At 64.4% G+C, this 16,716-nt stretch carries 13 protein-coding genes; 5 read left to right on the top strand and 8 right to left on the bottom strand.

Annotated elements, in window-relative coordinates; translation table 11 throughout:
* Nucleotides 1-37: 37 nt before the first annotated feature.
* From cmk to mtnA, 7 genes are all read right to left on the bottom strand, one after another.
* Nucleotides 38-724: a (d)CMP kinase gene (cmk, locus tag G559_RS0101910; protein WP_028626627.1), complete on the bottom strand. Its 687-nt coding sequence runs from the start codon at nt 722-724 to the stop codon at nt 38-40.
* Nucleotides 721-2,952, bottom strand: coding sequence for a bifunctional prephenate dehydrogenase/3-phosphoshikimate 1-carboxyvinyltransferase (locus G559_RS0101905; protein WP_036996729.1), 2,232 nt, complete (start codon nt 2,950-2,952; stop codon nt 721-723). The genes cmk and G559_RS0101905 overlap by 4 nt, the downstream gene beginning before the upstream one ends.
* A 4-nt stretch (nt 2,953-2,956) precedes the next feature.
* Entirely contained in the window at nt 2,957-4,069 is a 1,113-nt protein-coding gene (gene hisC / locus G559_RS0101900; RefSeq protein WP_028626625.1) for a histidinol-phosphate transaminase, read from the bottom strand.
* A 79-nt stretch (nt 4,070-4,148) separates the two neighbouring features.
* Nucleotides 4,149-5,243 (bottom strand): prephenate dehydratase, encoded by a 1,095-nt coding sequence (pheA, locus tag G559_RS0101895; protein ID WP_028626624.1) that lies wholly within the window; start codon nt 5,241-5,243, stop codon nt 4,149-4,151.
* Between the two features lies 1 nt (nt 5,244).
* Nucleotides 5,245-6,330: a 3-phosphoserine/phosphohydroxythreonine transaminase gene (gene serC / locus G559_RS0101890; protein ID WP_028626623.1), complete on the bottom strand. Its 1,086-nt coding sequence runs from the start codon at nt 6,328-6,330 to the stop codon at nt 5,245-5,247.
* Nucleotides 6,331-6,429: 99 nt separating this feature from the next.
* On the bottom strand, nt 6,430-9,207 hold the full coding sequence (gene gyrA, locus G559_RS0101885; RefSeq protein ID WP_028626622.1) for a DNA gyrase subunit A: 2,778 nt from the start codon (nt 9,205-9,207) through the stop codon (nt 6,430-6,432).
* A 243-nt stretch (nt 9,208-9,450) separates the two neighbouring features.
* Nucleotides 9,451-10,527: an S-methyl-5-thioribose-1-phosphate isomerase gene (gene mtnA, locus G559_RS0101880; RefSeq protein WP_028626621.1), complete on the bottom strand. Its 1,077-nt coding sequence runs from the start codon at nt 10,525-10,527 to the stop codon at nt 9,451-9,453.
* A 112-nt stretch (nt 10,528-10,639) separates the two neighbouring features.
* Between mtnA and G559_RS0101875 the strand changes: the two genes are divergently transcribed.
* The 5 genes from G559_RS0101875 (at nt 10,640) to G559_RS0101855 (ending at nt 15,297) form a co-directional block, all read left to right on the top strand.
* Nucleotides 10,640-11,965 carry a TRZ/ATZ family hydrolase gene (locus G559_RS0101875; protein ID WP_028626620.1) on the top strand — a complete coding sequence of 442 codons (1,326 nt, stop codon included), beginning with the start codon at nt 10,640-10,642 and terminating at the stop codon, nt 11,963-11,965.
* 21 nt (nt 11,966-11,986) lie between these two features.
* Nucleotides 11,987-12,685: a bifunctional 2-polyprenyl-6-hydroxyphenol methylase/3-demethylubiquinol 3-O-methyltransferase UbiG gene (gene ubiG / locus G559_RS0101870; RefSeq protein WP_028626619.1), complete on the top strand. Its 699-nt coding sequence runs from the start codon at nt 11,987-11,989 to the stop codon at nt 12,683-12,685.
* Nucleotides 12,686-12,690: 5 nt separating this feature from the next.
* Nucleotides 12,691-13,362, top strand: coding sequence for an N-acetylmuramic acid 6-phosphate phosphatase MupP (gene mupP, locus G559_RS0101865; protein WP_028626618.1), 672 nt, complete (start codon nt 12,691-12,693; stop codon nt 13,360-13,362).
* 28 nt (nt 13,363-13,390) lie between these two features.
* Nucleotides 13,391-14,131, top strand: a complete 741-nt coding sequence (locus G559_RS0101860; RefSeq protein ID WP_028626617.1) for a YciK family oxidoreductase — start codon at nt 13,391-13,393, stop codon at nt 14,129-14,131.
* A gap of 239 nt (nt 14,132-14,370) precedes the next feature.
* Complete coding sequence (locus G559_RS0101855) at nt 14,371-15,297, top strand: GGDEF domain-containing protein (protein ID WP_028626616.1); 927 nt, start codon at nt 14,371-14,373, stop codon at nt 15,295-15,297.
* A 91-nt stretch (nt 15,298-15,388) separates the two neighbouring features.
* Here the strand turns inward: G559_RS0101855 and rluB are convergent, their stop codons facing one another.
* Nucleotides 15,389-16,645, bottom strand: coding sequence for a 23S rRNA pseudouridine(2605) synthase RluB (rluB, locus tag G559_RS0101850; protein ID WP_028626615.1), 1,257 nt, complete (start codon nt 16,643-16,645; stop codon nt 15,389-15,391).
* Nucleotides 16,646-16,716: the final 71 nt, after the last annotated feature.

Genomic DNA, 16,716 nt, shown 5'->3' with positions numbered 1-16,716 from the left:
CAGTCGATGACTGCGGCGTTTTTGCATCAGCTGGGGCTCAGTCGTCCAGGCCAAGGGCAGCGAAGGCTTCGAGGATCTTGCCTTGCACCTCCTCGATGCTGAGGCTGGTGGAGTCGAGGATGATCGCATCCGGAGCCGGCTTCAGCGGGGCGACGGAGCGCTGGCTGTCGCGTTCGTCGCGGTCCTGGATTTCCTTCAGCAGAGCGCTCAGGTCGGCCTCCATGCCCTTGCCCTTGAGCTGCAGGTAGCGGCGACGGGCACGCTCTTCAGCGCTGGCGGTGAGGAAGATCTTCAGCTGCGCCTGGGGGAAGACCACGGTGCCCATGTCGCGACCATCGGCCACCAGGCCGGGGGGTTCGAGGAAGGCACGCTGGCGCTGCAGCAGCGCTTCGCGCACGGCGGGCAGTGCAGCGACCTGGGAGGCGCCGGCGCCCACCTGCTCGGAGCGGATGATGTCGGTGACGTCCTCGCCTTCCAGGATGATGCTCTGGCCACCACCGGTCTTGGCGTTGAACTGCACGTCCAGGTGAGCGGCCAGGACCTTGAGGGATTCCTCGTTGGTCAGGTCGACCCCGTGATTGCGCGCGGCGAATGCCAGCAGGCGATACAGCGCACCGGAATCCAGCAGGCGCCAGCCCAGGCGCTTGGCCAGCAGGCCAGCTACGGTGCCCTTGCCGGAGCCGCTGGGCCCGTCGATGGCGATTACGGGCAGGTTGGCGTTCATGCCTTGCCCTCTTCCGCTACGCGGATGCCGGACTGGGTCGCGAGACCGAGGAAATTGGGGAAGGAGGTGGCGACGTTGGCGCAGTCATGGATGCGGATCGGCGCGCTGGCACGCAGCGACGCCACGCTGAAGGACATGGCAATACGGTGATCGCCGTGGCTCCAGACTTCGCCACCGCCCATGACACCGCCTTCGATGACGATGCCGTCCGGAGTCGGCTCGGCCTTCACACCCAGGGCCTGCAGGCCGTCGGCCATGACCTGGATGCGATCGGATTCCTTCACCCGCAGTTCTTCCGCGCCACGCAGCACGGTACGGCCTTCGGCACAGGCAGCCGCGACGAAGAGCACGGGGAACTCGTCGATAGCCAGCGGCACCAGGTCTTCAGGGATGTCGATGCCCTTCAGCTTGGCTGCGCGCACACGGATATCGGCTACAGGCTCTCCGCCCACTTCACGCTGGTTTTCCAGGGTGATGTCGCCGCCCATCAGCTTGAGGATGTCGATCACGCCGGTACGGGTCGGGTTGATGCCAACGTGTTCCAGTACCAGTTCGGAGCCTTCGGCAATGCTGGCGGCGACCAGGAAGAAGGCTGCCGAGGAGATGTCGGCGGGCACTTCGATGCGGGAAGCGGAAAGCTTGTGGCCGCTCTCGACGGTGGCGGTGTTGCCGTCCACCTTCACCGGGTAGCCGAAGCCTTGCAACATGCGCTCGGTGTGGTCGCGAGTCGGTGCCGGTTCGGTGACCGCGGTTTCACCGGCGGCGTAGAGACCGGCGAGCAGCAGGCAGGATTTCACCTGGGCGCTGGCCATGGGCATTTCGTAGTTCATGCCAGTGAGGCGCTGGCCGCCACGGATGGTCAGCGGCGGGCGGCCTTCGGCGCCAGTCTCGATCACAGCGCCCATTTCGCGCAGCGGCTTGGCCACGCGATTCATCGGACGCTTGGACAGCGAGGCGTCGCCGGTCAGGGTGGTGTCGAACGGCTGCGCTGCCAGCAGGCCGCTGAGCAGGCGCATGGAGGTACCCGAGTTACCCAGATAGAGCGGGCCGGGCGGCGGCTTCAGGCCGTGCAGGCCGACACCGTGGATGGTCACGCGGCCGTGGTGCGGCCCTTCGATGACCACGCCCATGTCGCGGAAGGCTTGCAGGGTTGCCAGGGCGTCTTCGCCCTCGAGGAAGCCTTCGACTTCTGTGGTGCCTTCGGCCAGGGAGCCGAGCATGATGGAGCGGTGGGAAATGGATTTGTCGCCCGGTACGCGGATACGGCCGGCGAGTTTGCCACCCGGCTGCGCCAGGTAAATCAGATCGTTGTTGTGCATGGCGTCCACATAGGCCCTGCGGGCCAGGATTTTGCTGAAATGCTCGCGGGCGAAGCGGGCGCGGGTGAACACGCCCAGCAGTTCATGCCCATCCCCTGCGTCGACCGCGCCGCGCAGGGCGTCGAGGTCGGCGCGAAATGCGTCCAGGATGCGTAGCACGGCGTCGCGGTTGGCGAGGAAGATGTCGTGCCACATCACCGGGTCGCTGCCGGCAATCCGCGTGAAGTCGCGGAAGCCACCGGCGGCATATCGGAAGATTTCCAGATTCTCGCTGCGCTTGGCCAGCGAGTCGACCAGACCGAATGCCAGCAGGTGCGGCAGGTGGCTGGTCGCGGCGAGCACCTCGTCGTGGTGCTCGACCTCCATGTGTTCAACGTCAGCGCCGAGGGCGCGCCAGAGCTGGTCGACGCACTGCAAGGCGGATGGATCGGTGTTTTCCACCGGCGTAAGGATGACCTTGTGACGACGGAACAGGCCGGCGTTGGCCGCCTCCACCCCACTCTTCTCGGAACCGGCGATAGGGTGGCCGGGCACGAAGCGCGCCGGCATGCCGTCGAAAACCCGACGCACCGCGCGCACCACGTTGCCCTTGGCGCTGCCGACATCGGTCAGCACAGCGTCGCCCAGATCGAGGGAAGCCAGTTCAGCGAGGAGCTTTTCCATGGCGAGGATGGGAACCGCGAGCTGGATAACGTCGGCACCGCGGCAGGCCGCAGCGAGGTCACTCTCGCAACGGTCGACCACGCCGGTTTCGACGGCAATGCGGCAGGACTCCTGGTCCTTGTCCACGCCCACCACTTCGGCGAACAGGCCCTTCTCGCGCAGCCCCTTGGAGAAGGAACCACCGATCAGGCCGAGGCCGATCACCACCAGGCGCCCGAAGATAGGGGCGCCCTGTTTCAGGGTCATGACATCAGCCACGGCCGAGCACCTTGGCCAGTGCCTCCAGGCAACGGGCGTTCTCTGCCGGCAGGCCGATGGAGACGCGCAGGAAGGTCGGCATGCCGTAGCCGCTCACCGGACGCAGGATCACGCCTTCGCGCAGCATGGCCTGGTTGATCGGGGCGGCGTCGCAGCCGAAGTCGACAGCGATGAAGTTGCCCTTGGAGGGAATCCAGGACAGCCCCAGGGCGCGGAAGCCTTCTTCCAGCTGGGCCATGCCGGCATCGTTGACGCGGCGGCTCTCGGCCAGGTAGTCGGCATCGTCCAGCGCAGCGCAAGCGGCAGCCAGGGCCAGGCTGTTGACATTGAATGGCTGGCGCACGCGGTTCAGCACGTCGGCCACCTGGGCACTGGACAGGCCGTAGCCCACACGCAACGAGGCGAGGCCGTAGGCCTTGGAGAAGGTGCGGGAGACCAGCAGGTTCGGATAACAGGCCAGGTAGTTCAGGCCATCAGGCAGCTCTTCGCCTTCGGCGTACTCGATGTAGGCCTCGTCCAGCACGACCAGCACGCTCTCCGGGACCTTGGCGAGGAAGTCTTCCAAGGCCTGGGGGCCGAACCAGGTCCCGGTGGGGTTGTTCGGGTTGGCAATGAACACGACGCGCGTGTTGGCATCGATGGCGGCCAGCATGGCCGGCAGGTCGTGGCCGTAGTTCACCGCTGGAACCACTTTGCCGGTAGCGCCCACGGCCTGGGTGGCGATGGGGTAGACGGCGAAGGCGTGCTCGCTGAACACGGCGTTCAGGCCGGGAGCCAGGTAGGCACGGGCAACGAGATCGAGGATGTCATTGGAGCCGTTGCCCAGGGTGACCTGGGCCGGGGTAACGCCACAGCGCTCCGCCAGACGGCGCTTGAGCTCGAAACCATTGCCGTCCGGGTACCGGGTCAGCTCGGCCAGTTCGGCGCGAATGGCTTCCAGGGCCTTGGGGCTCGGGCCGAGGGGGTTCTCGTTACTGGCCAGCTTGACGATACCGGCCGGGTCGAGGTCCAGCTCGCGGGCCAGCTCATCCACCGGCTTGCCGGGTACGTAGGGCGAAAGTTTCTGCACGCCCGGTTGGGCAAGGGCGAGGAAGTCACAGCTCATGGATTCAGCCTCAACTACGGGCTAGGGGCCGCCGTAGCGCGCCCCAACCCTGGCTGGAGCGCGACGGCCCGTCGCTAATTCAAAGCACCGCTTTGGGGTAGGAACCCAGCACCTTCAGGGCAACGGCTTCCTGGTTGATCTTCTCCAGCACGTCCTTGATCAGCGGATCACGGTGGTGGCCTACGAAGTCGATGAAGAACACGTAGGTCCACTTGCCACTGCGGGACGGGCGGGTCTCGATGCGGGTCAGGTCAATGCCATTGTTGTGGAACGGCACCAGGAGTTCGTGCAGGGCGCCCGGCTTATTGCGCATGGAGACGATGATCGACGTCTTGTCGTCGCCGGTGGGCGGCACTTCCTGGCTGCCGATGATAAGGAAGCGCGTGGAGTTGTCCGGGCGGTCCTCGATCTTTTCGCAGAGCTTGGTCAGGCCGTAGAGGCTGGCTGCCATGTCACCGGCAATGGCGGCCGAGTTCCACTCGCTCTTCACCCGCTTGGCGGCGTCGGCGTTGCTGGACACCGCCACGCGCTCGACATTCGGGTAATGGGCGTCCAGCCACTTGCGGCACTGCGCCAGGGATTGGGCGTGGGAGTAGATGCGGGTGATGTTGTCGGTCTTGGTGCTTTCGCCCACCAGCAGGTGGTGGTGGATACGCAACTCCACCTCGCCACAGATCACCATGTCGTGTTCGAGGAAGCTGTCGAGGGTGTGGTTCACCGCGCCCTCGGTGGAGTTCTCTACCGGTACCACGCCAAAGTTGACCGCGCCGGCGGCCACTTCGCGGAACACTTCGTCGATGGCGGCCATCGGCGAGCTGATCACCGCGTGGCCGAAATGCTTGAGCGCCGCGGCCTGGGTGAAAGTGCCTTCCGGACCGAGGTAGGCGACCTTGAGCGGCTGCTCCAGGGCCAGGCAGGAAGACATGATTTCGCGGAACAGCCGCGCCATCTCTTCGTTGTCCAGCGGGCCCTGGTTGCGATCCATGATGTGCTTGAGGACCCAGGCCTCGCGCTCTGGACGGTAGAAGACCGGCTTCTCGCCTTCCGGCAGGGAGGCCATTTTCACGCGAGCGACGTCCTGGGCGCAGCGAGCGCGCTCGCTGATCAGGTCGAGGATCTTCTCGTCGAGACTGTCGATGCGCAGGCGCAGTGCCTTGAGTTCTTGCTCGGACATATCAGCCGCGCTCCTTCTCGAACTCCGCCATATAGGCCACCAGGGCTTCGACCGCATCGAGGCCGACGGCGTTGTAGATGGAGGCGCGCATACCGCCTACAGAACGGTGGCCTTTGAGGTTCAGCAGGCCACGGGCGTCGGCGCCGACGAGGAAGTCCTTGTCCAGGCGCTCGTCTGCAAGGCGGAACGGAACGTTCATCCAGGAGCGGGCATTGTGGGCGATCGGGTTGGTGTAGAAATCGCTCTTGTCGATGTAGCCGTAGAGCAATTCCTTCTTCGCCTTGTTGCGCTGCTCCATGGCCTCGACGCCGCCCTGCTCCTTCAGCCACTCGAAGACGAGGCCCGAGAGGTACCAGGAGAAGGTGGCCGGGGTGTTGTACATGGAGCCGTTATCGGCGGCGACTTTGTAGTTGAGCATGGTCGGGCAACTGGCGCGGGCCCGTCCGAGCAGGTCCTCACGGACGATGACCACGACCAGGCCGCTGGGGCCGATGTTCTTCTGGGCACCAGCGTAGATCAGGCCGAAGCGGGAAACGTCCAGCGGGCGGGACAGGATGTCCGAGGACATGTCCACGACCAGGGGCACGTCGCCCACCTCCGGAATCCAGTCGAACTGCAGGCCACCGATGGTTTCGTTGGAGGCGTAGTGCAGGTAGGCCGCGTCTTTCGACAGCTGCCACTCGTTCTGACCGGGAATCGCGAAGTAGTCGTAGCCCTTGGCACTGGCAGCAACGTTGACGCGGCCGAAGCGGCTGGCCTCTTCGATGCTTTTCTTCGACCAGATGCCGGTTTCGACGTAATCGGCGACACCGTTTTCCGGCAGCAGGTTCAGCGGAATCTCGGCGAACTGCTGGCTGGCACCGCCCTGGAGGAACAGCACCTTGTAATTGGAGGGAATGGACAGGAGGTCGCGCAGGTCCTGCTCGGCCTTTTCGGCAATGGCAACATACTCGTCGCTGCGGTGGCTCATTTCCATGACGGAAAGGCCTTTGCCCTGCCAATCAAGGAGTTCCGCCTGGGCGCGTTGCAGAACAGCTTCCGGAAGCGCGGCCGGGCCGGCGCAGAAGTTAAAGGCTCGCTTGCTCACATCCATTCTCACTGGGTAGCGCGGGGGCACCGGTGCCCCCGCCAATTGTTACCTACCGAATGGACAGGCCGGCTGACGGCCTGCCCGTTTCTACAACTATTACTCGTCGCCAGCCGGCGGAACGTCGTCCTGCTGAACGTCATCCGCCTGGGCATCGGCCACGACGTCAACGGTCTGCTCTTCGCCTTCCTCCAGCTCTTCGCCCTCGTCGACACCAGACGGCTCCTGGACGCGTTCCAGGCCGACCAGGGTCTCGTCCTTGGCCAGCTTGATCAGGGTGACGCCCTGGGTATTACGGCTGGAGCTGGAGACTTCGTCCACGCGGGTACGCACCAGGGTGCCCTGGTCGGAAATCAGCATGATCTCTTCGCCGTCCTGCACCTGTACGGCGCCCACCAGCTTGCCGTTGCGCTCGTTGGTGACCATGGCGATCACGCCCTGGCCGCCACGACCGCGACGCGGGTAGTCTTCCAGCGGGGTACGCTTGCCGTAGCCACGCTCGGAGGCAGAGAGGATCTGCGCGCCCGCTTCCGGGATCAGCATGGAGATCAGGCTCTGGCCTTCCGGCAGGCGCATGCCGCGCACGCCACGGGCAGTACGACCCATGGTGCGGACGTATTTTTCCTTGAAGCGAATGACCTTGCCGCCGTCGGAGAAGAGCATGACTTCCTTCGCGCCGTCGGTGATAGCAGCGGCGATCAGGGTGTCTCCCTCTTCCAGTTTCAGGGCGATCAGGCCACTGGTACGCGGTTTGCTGAACTGCACCAGCGGGGTCTTCTTCACGGTACCGAAGGCGGTAGCCATGAAGATGTAGGCGCCGGTGGGCTCGTCCTGCTCGTCGTCGAGGTCGGCGCCTTCGTCGTCGCCACCTTCGGCTTCGACGATTTCGCCTTCGATCACCACGCCTTCGCTCTCTTCCAGGTCTTCCTCGGCACCTGCGCTCTGCTGCAGGGCTTCCAGGTCGATCTGGAGCATGGCGGTGATGCGCTCGCCCTCATCCAGCGGCAGCAGGTTGACCAGCGGACGGCCACGCGCGGTACGCGAGGCTTCCGGAATTTCGAAGGTGCGCAACCAGTACACCTTGCCCTTGCTGGAGAACAGCAGGAGTGTGGCGTGGCTGTTGGCGACCAGCAGGTGTTCGATGTAGTCCTCGTCCTTCACGCCGGTGGCCGACTTGCCCTTGCCGCCACGACGTTGGGCCTGGTAGGTGGCCAACGGCTGGGACTTGGCATAGCCGCCATGGGAAATGGTGACGACGCGTTCTTCTTCGGTAATCAGGTCGGCGATGGTCAGGTCCACCTGGGACGCGACGATCTCGGTACGGCGGGCGTCGCCGAACTCGGCCTTCACCTTCTCCAGCTCTTCGCGGATGACTTCCATCAGGCGCTCAGGGTTGGTGAGGATGCGGATCAGCTCACCGATCAGGGTGAGGATTTCCTGGTACTCGGCCAGCAGCTTTTCATGCTCCAGGCCGGTCAGGCGGTGCAGGCGCAGTTCCAGGATGGCCTGGGCCTGTTCGGGGGATAAGTAGTACTTGCCTTCGCGCAGGCCGTACTGCGGGTCCAGGTCTTCCGGACGGCAGGAATCGGCACCGGCGCGCTCGACCATGGCTTCCACCGCGCTGGACTCCCAAGCGGTAGCGATCAGGCGTTCCTTGGCCTCGGCCGGAGTCGGCGAGCTCTTGATCAGCTCGATCACCGGGTCGATGTTGGACAGGGCGACTGCCTGGCCTTCGAGGATGTGGCCGCGTTCACGTGCCTTGCGCAGTTCGTAAACGGTACGACGGGTCACCACTTCACGGCGGTGACGGATGAACACTTCGAGCATGTCCTTCAGGTTCATCGTGCGCGGCTGGCCATCCACCAGGGCCACGACGTTGATACCGAAGACGCTCTGCATCTGGGTCTGGGCGTAGAGGTTGTTGAGGATCACCTCGCCCACTTCGCCACGGCGCAGCTCGATCACCACGCGCATGCCATCCTTGTCGGATTCGTCGCGCAGTTCGGTGATGCCTTCGAGCTTCTTCTCCTTGACCAGCTCGGCGATCTTCTCGATCAGACGCGCCTTGTTCAGCTGGTAGGGCAGTTCGGTGACCACGATCTGCTGGCGGCCGCCGCCCTTTTCCATGTCCTCGACTTCGGCGCGGGCACGTATATAGATGCGGCCACGGCCGGTGCGGTACGCCTCGATGATGCCGGCGCGGCCGTTGATGATGCCTGCCGTGGGGAAGTCCGGGCCCGGGATGTACTGCATCAGCTCATCCACCGTGAGCTCGGAGTTATCCATCAGCGCCAGGCAACCGTCGATGACTTCGCTGAGGTTGTGCGGCGGGATGTTGGTCGCCATGCCCACAGCGATACCGCTGGAACCGTTGACCAGCAGGTTCGGGACCTTGGTCGGCATGACCGCGGGGATTTGCTCGGTGCCGTCGTAGTTGGGCACCCAGTCCACGGTTTCCTTGTCCAGGTCGGCCAGGAGTTCGTGGGCCAGTTTGGACATGCGCACTTCGGTGTATCGCATGGCCGCAGCGTTGTCGCCGTCGACCGAACCGAAGTTGCCCTGGCCATCCACCAGCATGTAGCGCAGCGAGAACGGCTGGGCCATACGAACGATGGTGTCGTAGACCGCGGTGTCGCCGTGCGGGTGGTACTTACCGATGACGTCACCCACCACACGGGCGGACTTCTTGTAGGGTTTGTTCCAGTCGTTGCCCAGCTCGCTCATCGCATAGAGGACGCGACGGTGCACCGGCTTGAGACCGTCGCGCGCATCCGGCAGGGCGCGCCCGACGATCACGCTCATCGCGTAGTCGAGGTAGGACTGTTTCAGCTCGTCTTCGATATTGACCGGGAGGATTTCTTTGGCCAGTTCGCCCATGAGAAGCCTGGTTCCTTTTTCTGATGAAACTCCGCCCCGCTCGTCCTGAGCGGCGCGAAGCTCGCCACTGCGGCCAGATGCTGCAGCGACTCACGACAAATCAACGAGTTAAGCCAAGGATCTGTGCAATTGGGCCGCCTCAATGGAGGGGCGGCAATAACTGCCGGAGCTTACCATAGTCACCGTCTTGCACCTACCCCGCCGGGCGGCCTGCCGGCAGGGTGAAAACGTCGCACCGACGGCTCAATGCAGGCGCTTGCGGCACATCAGTTGAGCCATCTTGGCTGCGTCAGGACGCTCGACCACACCCTTCTCGGTCACGATGGCATCGATCAGATCGGCAGGAGTCACATCGAAAACCGGATTGACCGCATGCACTTCCGCCGCAATACGGCGGCCGCCCAGATCCAGCAGCTCTGAGCCATCACGTTCCTCGATCGGGATGTCGTCCCCGCTTTCCAGCGACATATCAATGGTGGAGCTGGGCGCCACCACCATGAAGCGCACGCCATGGTGCATGGCGTTGACTGCCAACTGGTAGGTGCCGATCTTGTTGGCCACATCGCCATTGGCGGTGATGCGGTCGGCACCGACGATGACCCAGGTAATACCGGCAGTCTTCATCAGGTGCGCTGCGGCGGCGTCCGCATTGAGACTCACCGGCACGCCTTCGTTGGCCAGCTCCCAGGCAGTCAGTCGTGCGCCCTGCAGCCAGGGGCGTGTTTCATCGGCGTAGACCCGCTCCACCAAGCCATCCAGGTGCGCCGCACGAATCACCCCGAGGGCGGTGCCGAAACCGCCCGTCGCCAGCGCCCCCGTATTGCAGTGGGTCAGCAACGCCTGGGGACTCCCCTGGTGCTTGCGAATCAGCTCCATACCGAGCTGGGCCATGGTCAGGTTGGCTTCCCGATCGCTCAGATGGATGGAAATGGCCTCAGCCTCCAGCGCCTGCAGCGGTGTTTCGCCGTCACGCACGCGCTCCAGGCGCTCACGCATACGGTTCAGCGCCCAGAAGAGGTTGACCGCAGTCGGCCGGGACTCGGCCAGGACCTTGAAGTCGGCTTCCAGCGCCTCGCGCCAGTCGCCACCAGCTGCGATGCGTGCCTGCGCGCCAAGTACGACACCGTAGGCAGCACTGATTCCAATGGCTGGCGCGCCGCGAACCACCATCTGGCGAATGGCCTGGGCCACGCCTTCAGCGGATTCGTAGGCCAGCCAGACCTCTTCAGCCGGCAGCAAACGCTGGTCGAGCAGGTGGAGCACGCCGTCACGCCAGTCGATGGCCTTGACCTTCTCGGCTGCTAACAGTTGTTCACGCATCGCCCACCTCGCCACCCGTAACTCGCGGAAAAACCGCAGATTATAGCGAGCCGGAGCCTATCTGGCTCGGGTATACTGCCGCCACTTCATTTTGCGCCCAGGATGCGCCTCCATGCCCAGCCCCAACGCCCCGCTCGATCTGCTACTGCTCCCGTCCTGGATAGTTCCGGTAGAGCCTGCCGGCGTGGTCCTGCGGGATCATGCGCTGGGCATTCGCGACGGTCGTATCGCCCTGCTCGCACCCAGAGACGTAGCGCTGCGCGCTAACGCCCGTGAGCGCCGCGAACTGCCGGGCATGCTGCTGGCTCCCGGCCTGATCAACGCCCACGGCCATGCCGCGATGACCCTGTTCCGCGGACTGGCCGACGACCTGCCGCTGATGACCTGGCTACAGGAACACATCTGGCCCGCCGAGGCCAAGTGGGTCAATGAGACATTTGTCCGAGACGGTACCGAACTGGCCGTGGCCGAGCAGATCAAGGGCGGCATCAGTTGCTTCTCCGACATGTATTTCTTCCCGGCCCAGGCCAGTTCTGCCATCCATACCGCCGGAATCAAGGCCCAACTGGCGATCCCGGTGCTGGACTTCCCCATCCCGGGCGCCGTCGACGCAGCCGAAGCAATCCGTCGAGGCGTCGAGCTGTTCAGCGATCTCAAGCACCACCCGCGCATCAAGGTCGCCTTCGGCCCCCACGCACCTTATAGCGTCAGTGACGACAAGCTCGAGGATATCCGCGTACTCGCCGAAGAACTGGACGCCGGCATTCATATGCATGTCCAGGAAACCGCCTTCGAGGTCCAGCAAAGCCTGGACCTGCGCGGCGAGCGTCCGATGGCACGCCTTGCACGCCTCGGCCTTCTCGGCCCGCGCTTCCAGGCCGTGCACATGACCCAGGTAGATGACGCGGACATTGCCCTGCTGGTGGAAAGCAACAGCAACGTGATCCACTGCCCGGAATCCAATCTCAAGCTGGCCAGCGGATTCTGCCCAGTGGAACGCCTCTGGCAGGCCGGCGTTAATGTCGCCGTTGGCACTGATGGCGCAGCCAGCAACAATGACCTGGACCTGCTAGGCGAAACCCGCACTGCGGCCCTCCTGGCCAAGGCCGTGTCCGGCTCGGCCAGCGCCCTGGATGCCCATCGCGCCTTGCGCATGGCCACCCTCAACGGCGCACGCGCCTTGGGAATCGACCAGGACACTGGCTCCCTGGAAGTAGGCAAAGCCGCCGACGTGGTGGCCTTCGACCTCTCCGGGCTCGCCCAGCAACCGGTCTACGACCCGGTTTCCCAACTTATCTATGCCACCGGGCGCGACTCGGTGCGGCACCTCTGGGTCGACGGCAGGCAACTGCTGGACGACGGCCGCCTGACGCGCCTGGACGAAGAGCGCCTGGGCGCCACTGCCCGCGCCTGGGGCGATCGCATCGCCGGCCGCTGAATTCTGTTTCGAGGACATCCCATGACCAACGTCGATCACGTCGAAATCGCCAAGTTCGAGGCCCTCGCCCACCGCTGGTGGGACCGCGAGAGCGAGTTCAAACCCCTGCACGACATCAACCCCCTGCGGGTCAACTGGATTGACGAGCGCGTCAAGCTGGCCGGCAAGAAGGTGCTGGATGTCGGGTGCGGCGGCGGCATCCTCAGCGAATCGATGGCGCAGCGTGGCGCCACCGTTACCGGCATCGACATGGGCGAAGCCCCGCTGGCGGTCGCCCAACTGCACCAACTGGAATCCGGCGTACCGGTCGAATACCGCCGCATCACGGCTGAAGGCCTGGCCGCCGAGATGCCCGGTCAGTTCGACGTGGTCACCTGCATGGAAATGCTTGAGCACGTGCCCGATCCGGCTTCGGTGATCCGCGCCTGCTACACCCTGGTCAAGCCGGGCGGCCAGGTGTTCTTCTCCACCATCAACCGCAACCCCAAGGCTTACCTCTTCGCCATCGTCGGCGCCGAGTACATCATGGGCCTGCTGCCGCGCGGCACCCACGACTTCAAGAAATTCATCCGCCCCTCCGAGCTCGGCGCCTGGAGCCGCGTCGCAGGCCTGCAGGTGAAAGACATCATCGGCCTGACCTACAACCCGCTGACCAAGCACTACAAGCTGGAAGGCGACGTCGACGTCAACTACATGATCCAGACCCTGCGCGAGGAGTGACCGGCATGCGCCTTCAAGCGGTACTTTTCGATATGGACGGCACCCTGCTCGACTCGGCGCCCGATTTCATCGCCATCTGCCAGGCCATGCGCACCGAACGCGGCCTGCCCCCCCTGGACAAAAAGCTGATCCGCGACGTGGTCTCCGGCGGCGCCCGCGCCATGGTCGCCATCACCTTCGAGATGGACCCGGAGGACCCGCAGCTCGAGCCCCTGCGCCTGGAGTTCCTGGAGCGCTACCAGAGCCACTGCGCAGTGCTCACCCGCCCCTTCGACGGCATCGACCAACTGCTGGCGGATATCGAGCAAGCCAAGCTGATCTGGGGCGTAGTGACCAACAAGCCGGTACGCTACGCCGAGCCGATCATGGAGCAGCTCGGCCTGGCCGGGCGCTCCGCCGTGCTGATCTGCCCCGATCACGTGAAGAACAGCAAGCCGGACCCGGAAATGCTGCTGCTGGCTTGCAGCAAGCTGAACCTGGACCCGGCCAGTGTGCTCTTCGTCGGTGACGACCTTCGCGACATCGAGTCCGGCCGCGCCGCCGGCACCCGCACCGCGGCGGTCAGCTACGGCTATATCCACCCAAGCGACAACCCCGCCCACTGGGGCGCCGATGTAGTAGTCGACCACCCGCTCGAATTGCGCGCCGTGCTCGACCGCGCGCTGTGCAGCTGCTGACACCGGCAGCGCCCCGAAGGAGATTCACATGTTCCAGTATTCCGCCCGCCCCGACTTGCTCAAGGACCGGGTCATTCTGATCACCGGAGCCGGCCGCGGCATCGGCGCAGCGGCCGCCAAGACCTTTGCCGCTCACGGCGCCACCGTGCTACTGCTGGGCAAGACCGAGGCCAGCCTGAACGCCGTCTACGACGAGATCGAGGCCGCCGGCCACCCGCAACCCGCGGTGATCCCCTTCAACCTGGAAACCGCCCAGCCGCACCAGTACGACGAACTGGCAGCAACCCTGGAGACGGAGTTCGGACGCATCGACGGCGTGCTGCACAACGCCTCGATCCTTGGCCCCCGCACCCCCATCGAGCAGCTCTCGGGCGACAACTTCATGCGCGTCATGCAAGTCAACGTCAACGCCATGTTCATGCTGACCAGCACCCTGCTGCCGCTTCTGAAGCTGTCCAAGGACGCCTCGGTGATCTTCACCTCCAGTAGCGTTGGCCGCAAAGGACGGGCCTATTGGGGCGCCTATGCGGTGTCCAAGTTCGCCACCGAAGGCCTGATGCAGGTCCTGGCCGACGAAGTGGACGGCATCGCCAGCGTACGTGCCAACAGCATCAACCCCGGCGCGACGCGCACTGATATGCGCGCCCAGGCCTATCCAGGTGAAAACCCTGACAACAATCCGGAACCCGCCGAGATCATGCCGGTCTACCTCTATCTCATGGGGCCGGACAGCGCTGGAGTGAACGGCCAGGCTTTCGACGCGCAATGACTTCCCTCCGCGGCGGTCATCCGACCGCCGCAGCCTTCGCCAGATTTCCGGCGACCTTTCCTGTGAACGGCATCACATTGCCACTGTTTCGCCATTAACCCGGCAAAGGCTTGCCTCGCAAGCCGACAGACAACAGCTAAGCAATTGAAATTAAATGATTTTTTATAATCAACGAACTCCTGGCACGAAAATAGCTCCATGCCTGGTGTCGTCGCAATTTGCGTCAGAGGTTCAACTCCATGGTTCCTCCCACACAGTCCAACACCATCGATTTTGACGCCGCCAAGCTGCAGCGCCTCGGTTTCTCCGGTAACCGCCAGCCCAAGTTGCGCCCCCTCAGCCTGGCGGAGCTGCGTCGCCAGTTGAATCTGCAACTGCAGACCAGCCTGGAGGTGGAGCGCATCGTCAGCCTGTTCTTCAGCGAAGTGCAGCGCCTGGTTGCCCTCGACGCCCTGGCTTACCAGCACCAGAGCAGTGACCTACGTCTCGAGTACGGCAGCCGCTCCAGCCACTCCGCCGGCTATCGCCTGACCCATGAAGGTGAGTACCTGGGCGAACTGATTTTCCGGCGCAACCAGCGCTTCGACGAACAGGAACTGAACCAGCTGGAATCCCTGCTCGCCACTTTGCTCTTTCCGCTGCGCAACGCCCTGCTCTACCGTGCCGCGATCCAGAGCGCCCTGCGCGACCCGCTGACCGACACGGGCAATCGCATCGCCATGGAGCAGACCCTTCAGCGTGAAGTGGACCTCGCCCGACGCAATCTGCAGCCGCTGTCGGTACTGATGCTGGACATTGATCACTTCAAGCGCATCAACGACGAATACGGCCATGGCACCGGCGATGAAGTCCTGAAAGCCGTCGCCAACACGCTCAAGGCACGCCTGCGCAACGTTGATATGGTGTTCCGCTTCGGCGGAGAGGAATTCCTCGTACTGCTCTCAGGCACCTGCCGCGAAGCCGCCGCCCTGGTAGGTGAACGCCTGCGCCTGGGCATCCTTGAACTGCAATACCTGGTGCAGGGTCACCCCTTGGACCTCTCGATCAGCCTCGGCTGCGCCACGCTTCTGCCGGCGGAATCCGTAGAGAGCTTGCTACGCCGTGCGGACAACGCGCTCTACGTGGCCAAGCGCGAAGGCCGCAACCGCCTCTCCATGGCCGGCTGAGGTACCTTGTAGCCAGTCGCGAACGAGTTCGCACAGAGAAGCAGACAGTAAAAAGGGGCTCATGAGAGCCCCTTCTTCATTCTGCCTTGAATCAGCGCTTGCGACCGAAGCCCGGACGCTGACCTTCGCCACCCGCCGGACCGCTGCGCTTGTGCGGTGGACGCTGGGGCTTGCGAGTCGGACGGTCCGCCAGTTCCACGGCCGGACGCTCACCGTGAGACTTGGCCGGGCGCTTCTTGTTCTCGTCACGCGGACGATCAGCTACCGGCGTGCCACGCGGAGCGCGGGCAGGACGTTCATCACCGTCACGGCGAGGACCCCGAGCCGGACGCTCGTCGCCATCGCGGCGAGGAGCACGGGCCGGGCGTTCGCCACCTTCGCTGCGCGGGCCACGAGCCGGACGCTCCCCACCTTCGCTGCGCGGGCCACGAGCCGGACGCTCGCCACCTTCGCTGCGCGGGCCACGAGCCGGACGCTCGCCACCTTCGCTGCGCGGACCACGAGCGCCCACCGGCTTGGCCGACTTGCGCTGCAGGCGATCCAGCTTCTCGCGGAACTTGCCCTTCATGGCCGGAAGAGCCACAGGCTTCAGACCGACTTCAGTGCTGAGGATATCCACCTCGTTCTGGCCCATCTCACGCCAGCGACCCATGGTCAGGTCGGAGGTGATGAATACCGGGCCGAAGCGCACGCGCTTCAAGCGACTGACCACCAACCCCTGGGATTCCCAGAGACGACGCACTTCACGGTTACGGCCTTCCATCACCACGCAGTGGTACCAGTGGTTGAAGCCTTCACCACCCGGCGCTTCCTTGATGTCGGTGAACTTCGCAGGGCCGTCATCCAGCATCACGCCCTGCTTGAGGTTCTCCAGCATCTCCTCGGTGACTTCGCCGCGCACGCGCACGGCGTACTCGCGGTCCATCTCGTAGGAGGGGTGCATCAGGCGGTTGGCCAGTTCACCGTCAGTGGTGAACAGCAGCAGGCCGGTGGTGTTGATGTCCAGGCGACCGACGTTGATCCAACGGCCGGCCTTCAGGCGCGGCAGGCGCTCGAACACCGTGGGACGGCCTTCCGGGTCGTCGCGGGTGCAGACTTCGCCTTCGGGCTTGTTGTAGATCAGTACGCGGCGGACGCTCTCGACTTCTTCTTCGCGCTTGAGCAGACGACCATCGACGCTGATGGCGTCATGGCTGTCGACGCGCTGACCAAGGGTGGCGGCTTCGCCGTTGACCTTCACTCGGCCTTCAGTGATCCAGGCCTCTATATCGCGGCGAGAAGCCAGCCCCATACGGGCCAGGACCTTCTGCAGCTTTTCCCCTGTGGGGCTGTATTCGACGTCACTCATCTGGGCACCTCCCGGTGTAGCAGTAAAAGGCCGCGCATCATACGCGGCCGCTGGCACTGAGGCTAGTTGAG

Source organism: Metapseudomonas resinovorans DSM 21078, from assembly GCF_000423545.1.
In the GTDB taxonomy this organism is placed as follows: domain Bacteria; phylum Pseudomonadota; class Gammaproteobacteria; order Pseudomonadales; family Pseudomonadaceae; genus Metapseudomonas; species Metapseudomonas resinovorans.
The sequence above is the reverse complement of the archived record's forward strand: the minus strand, read 5'-3'. Positions and strand labels throughout refer to the sequence as shown.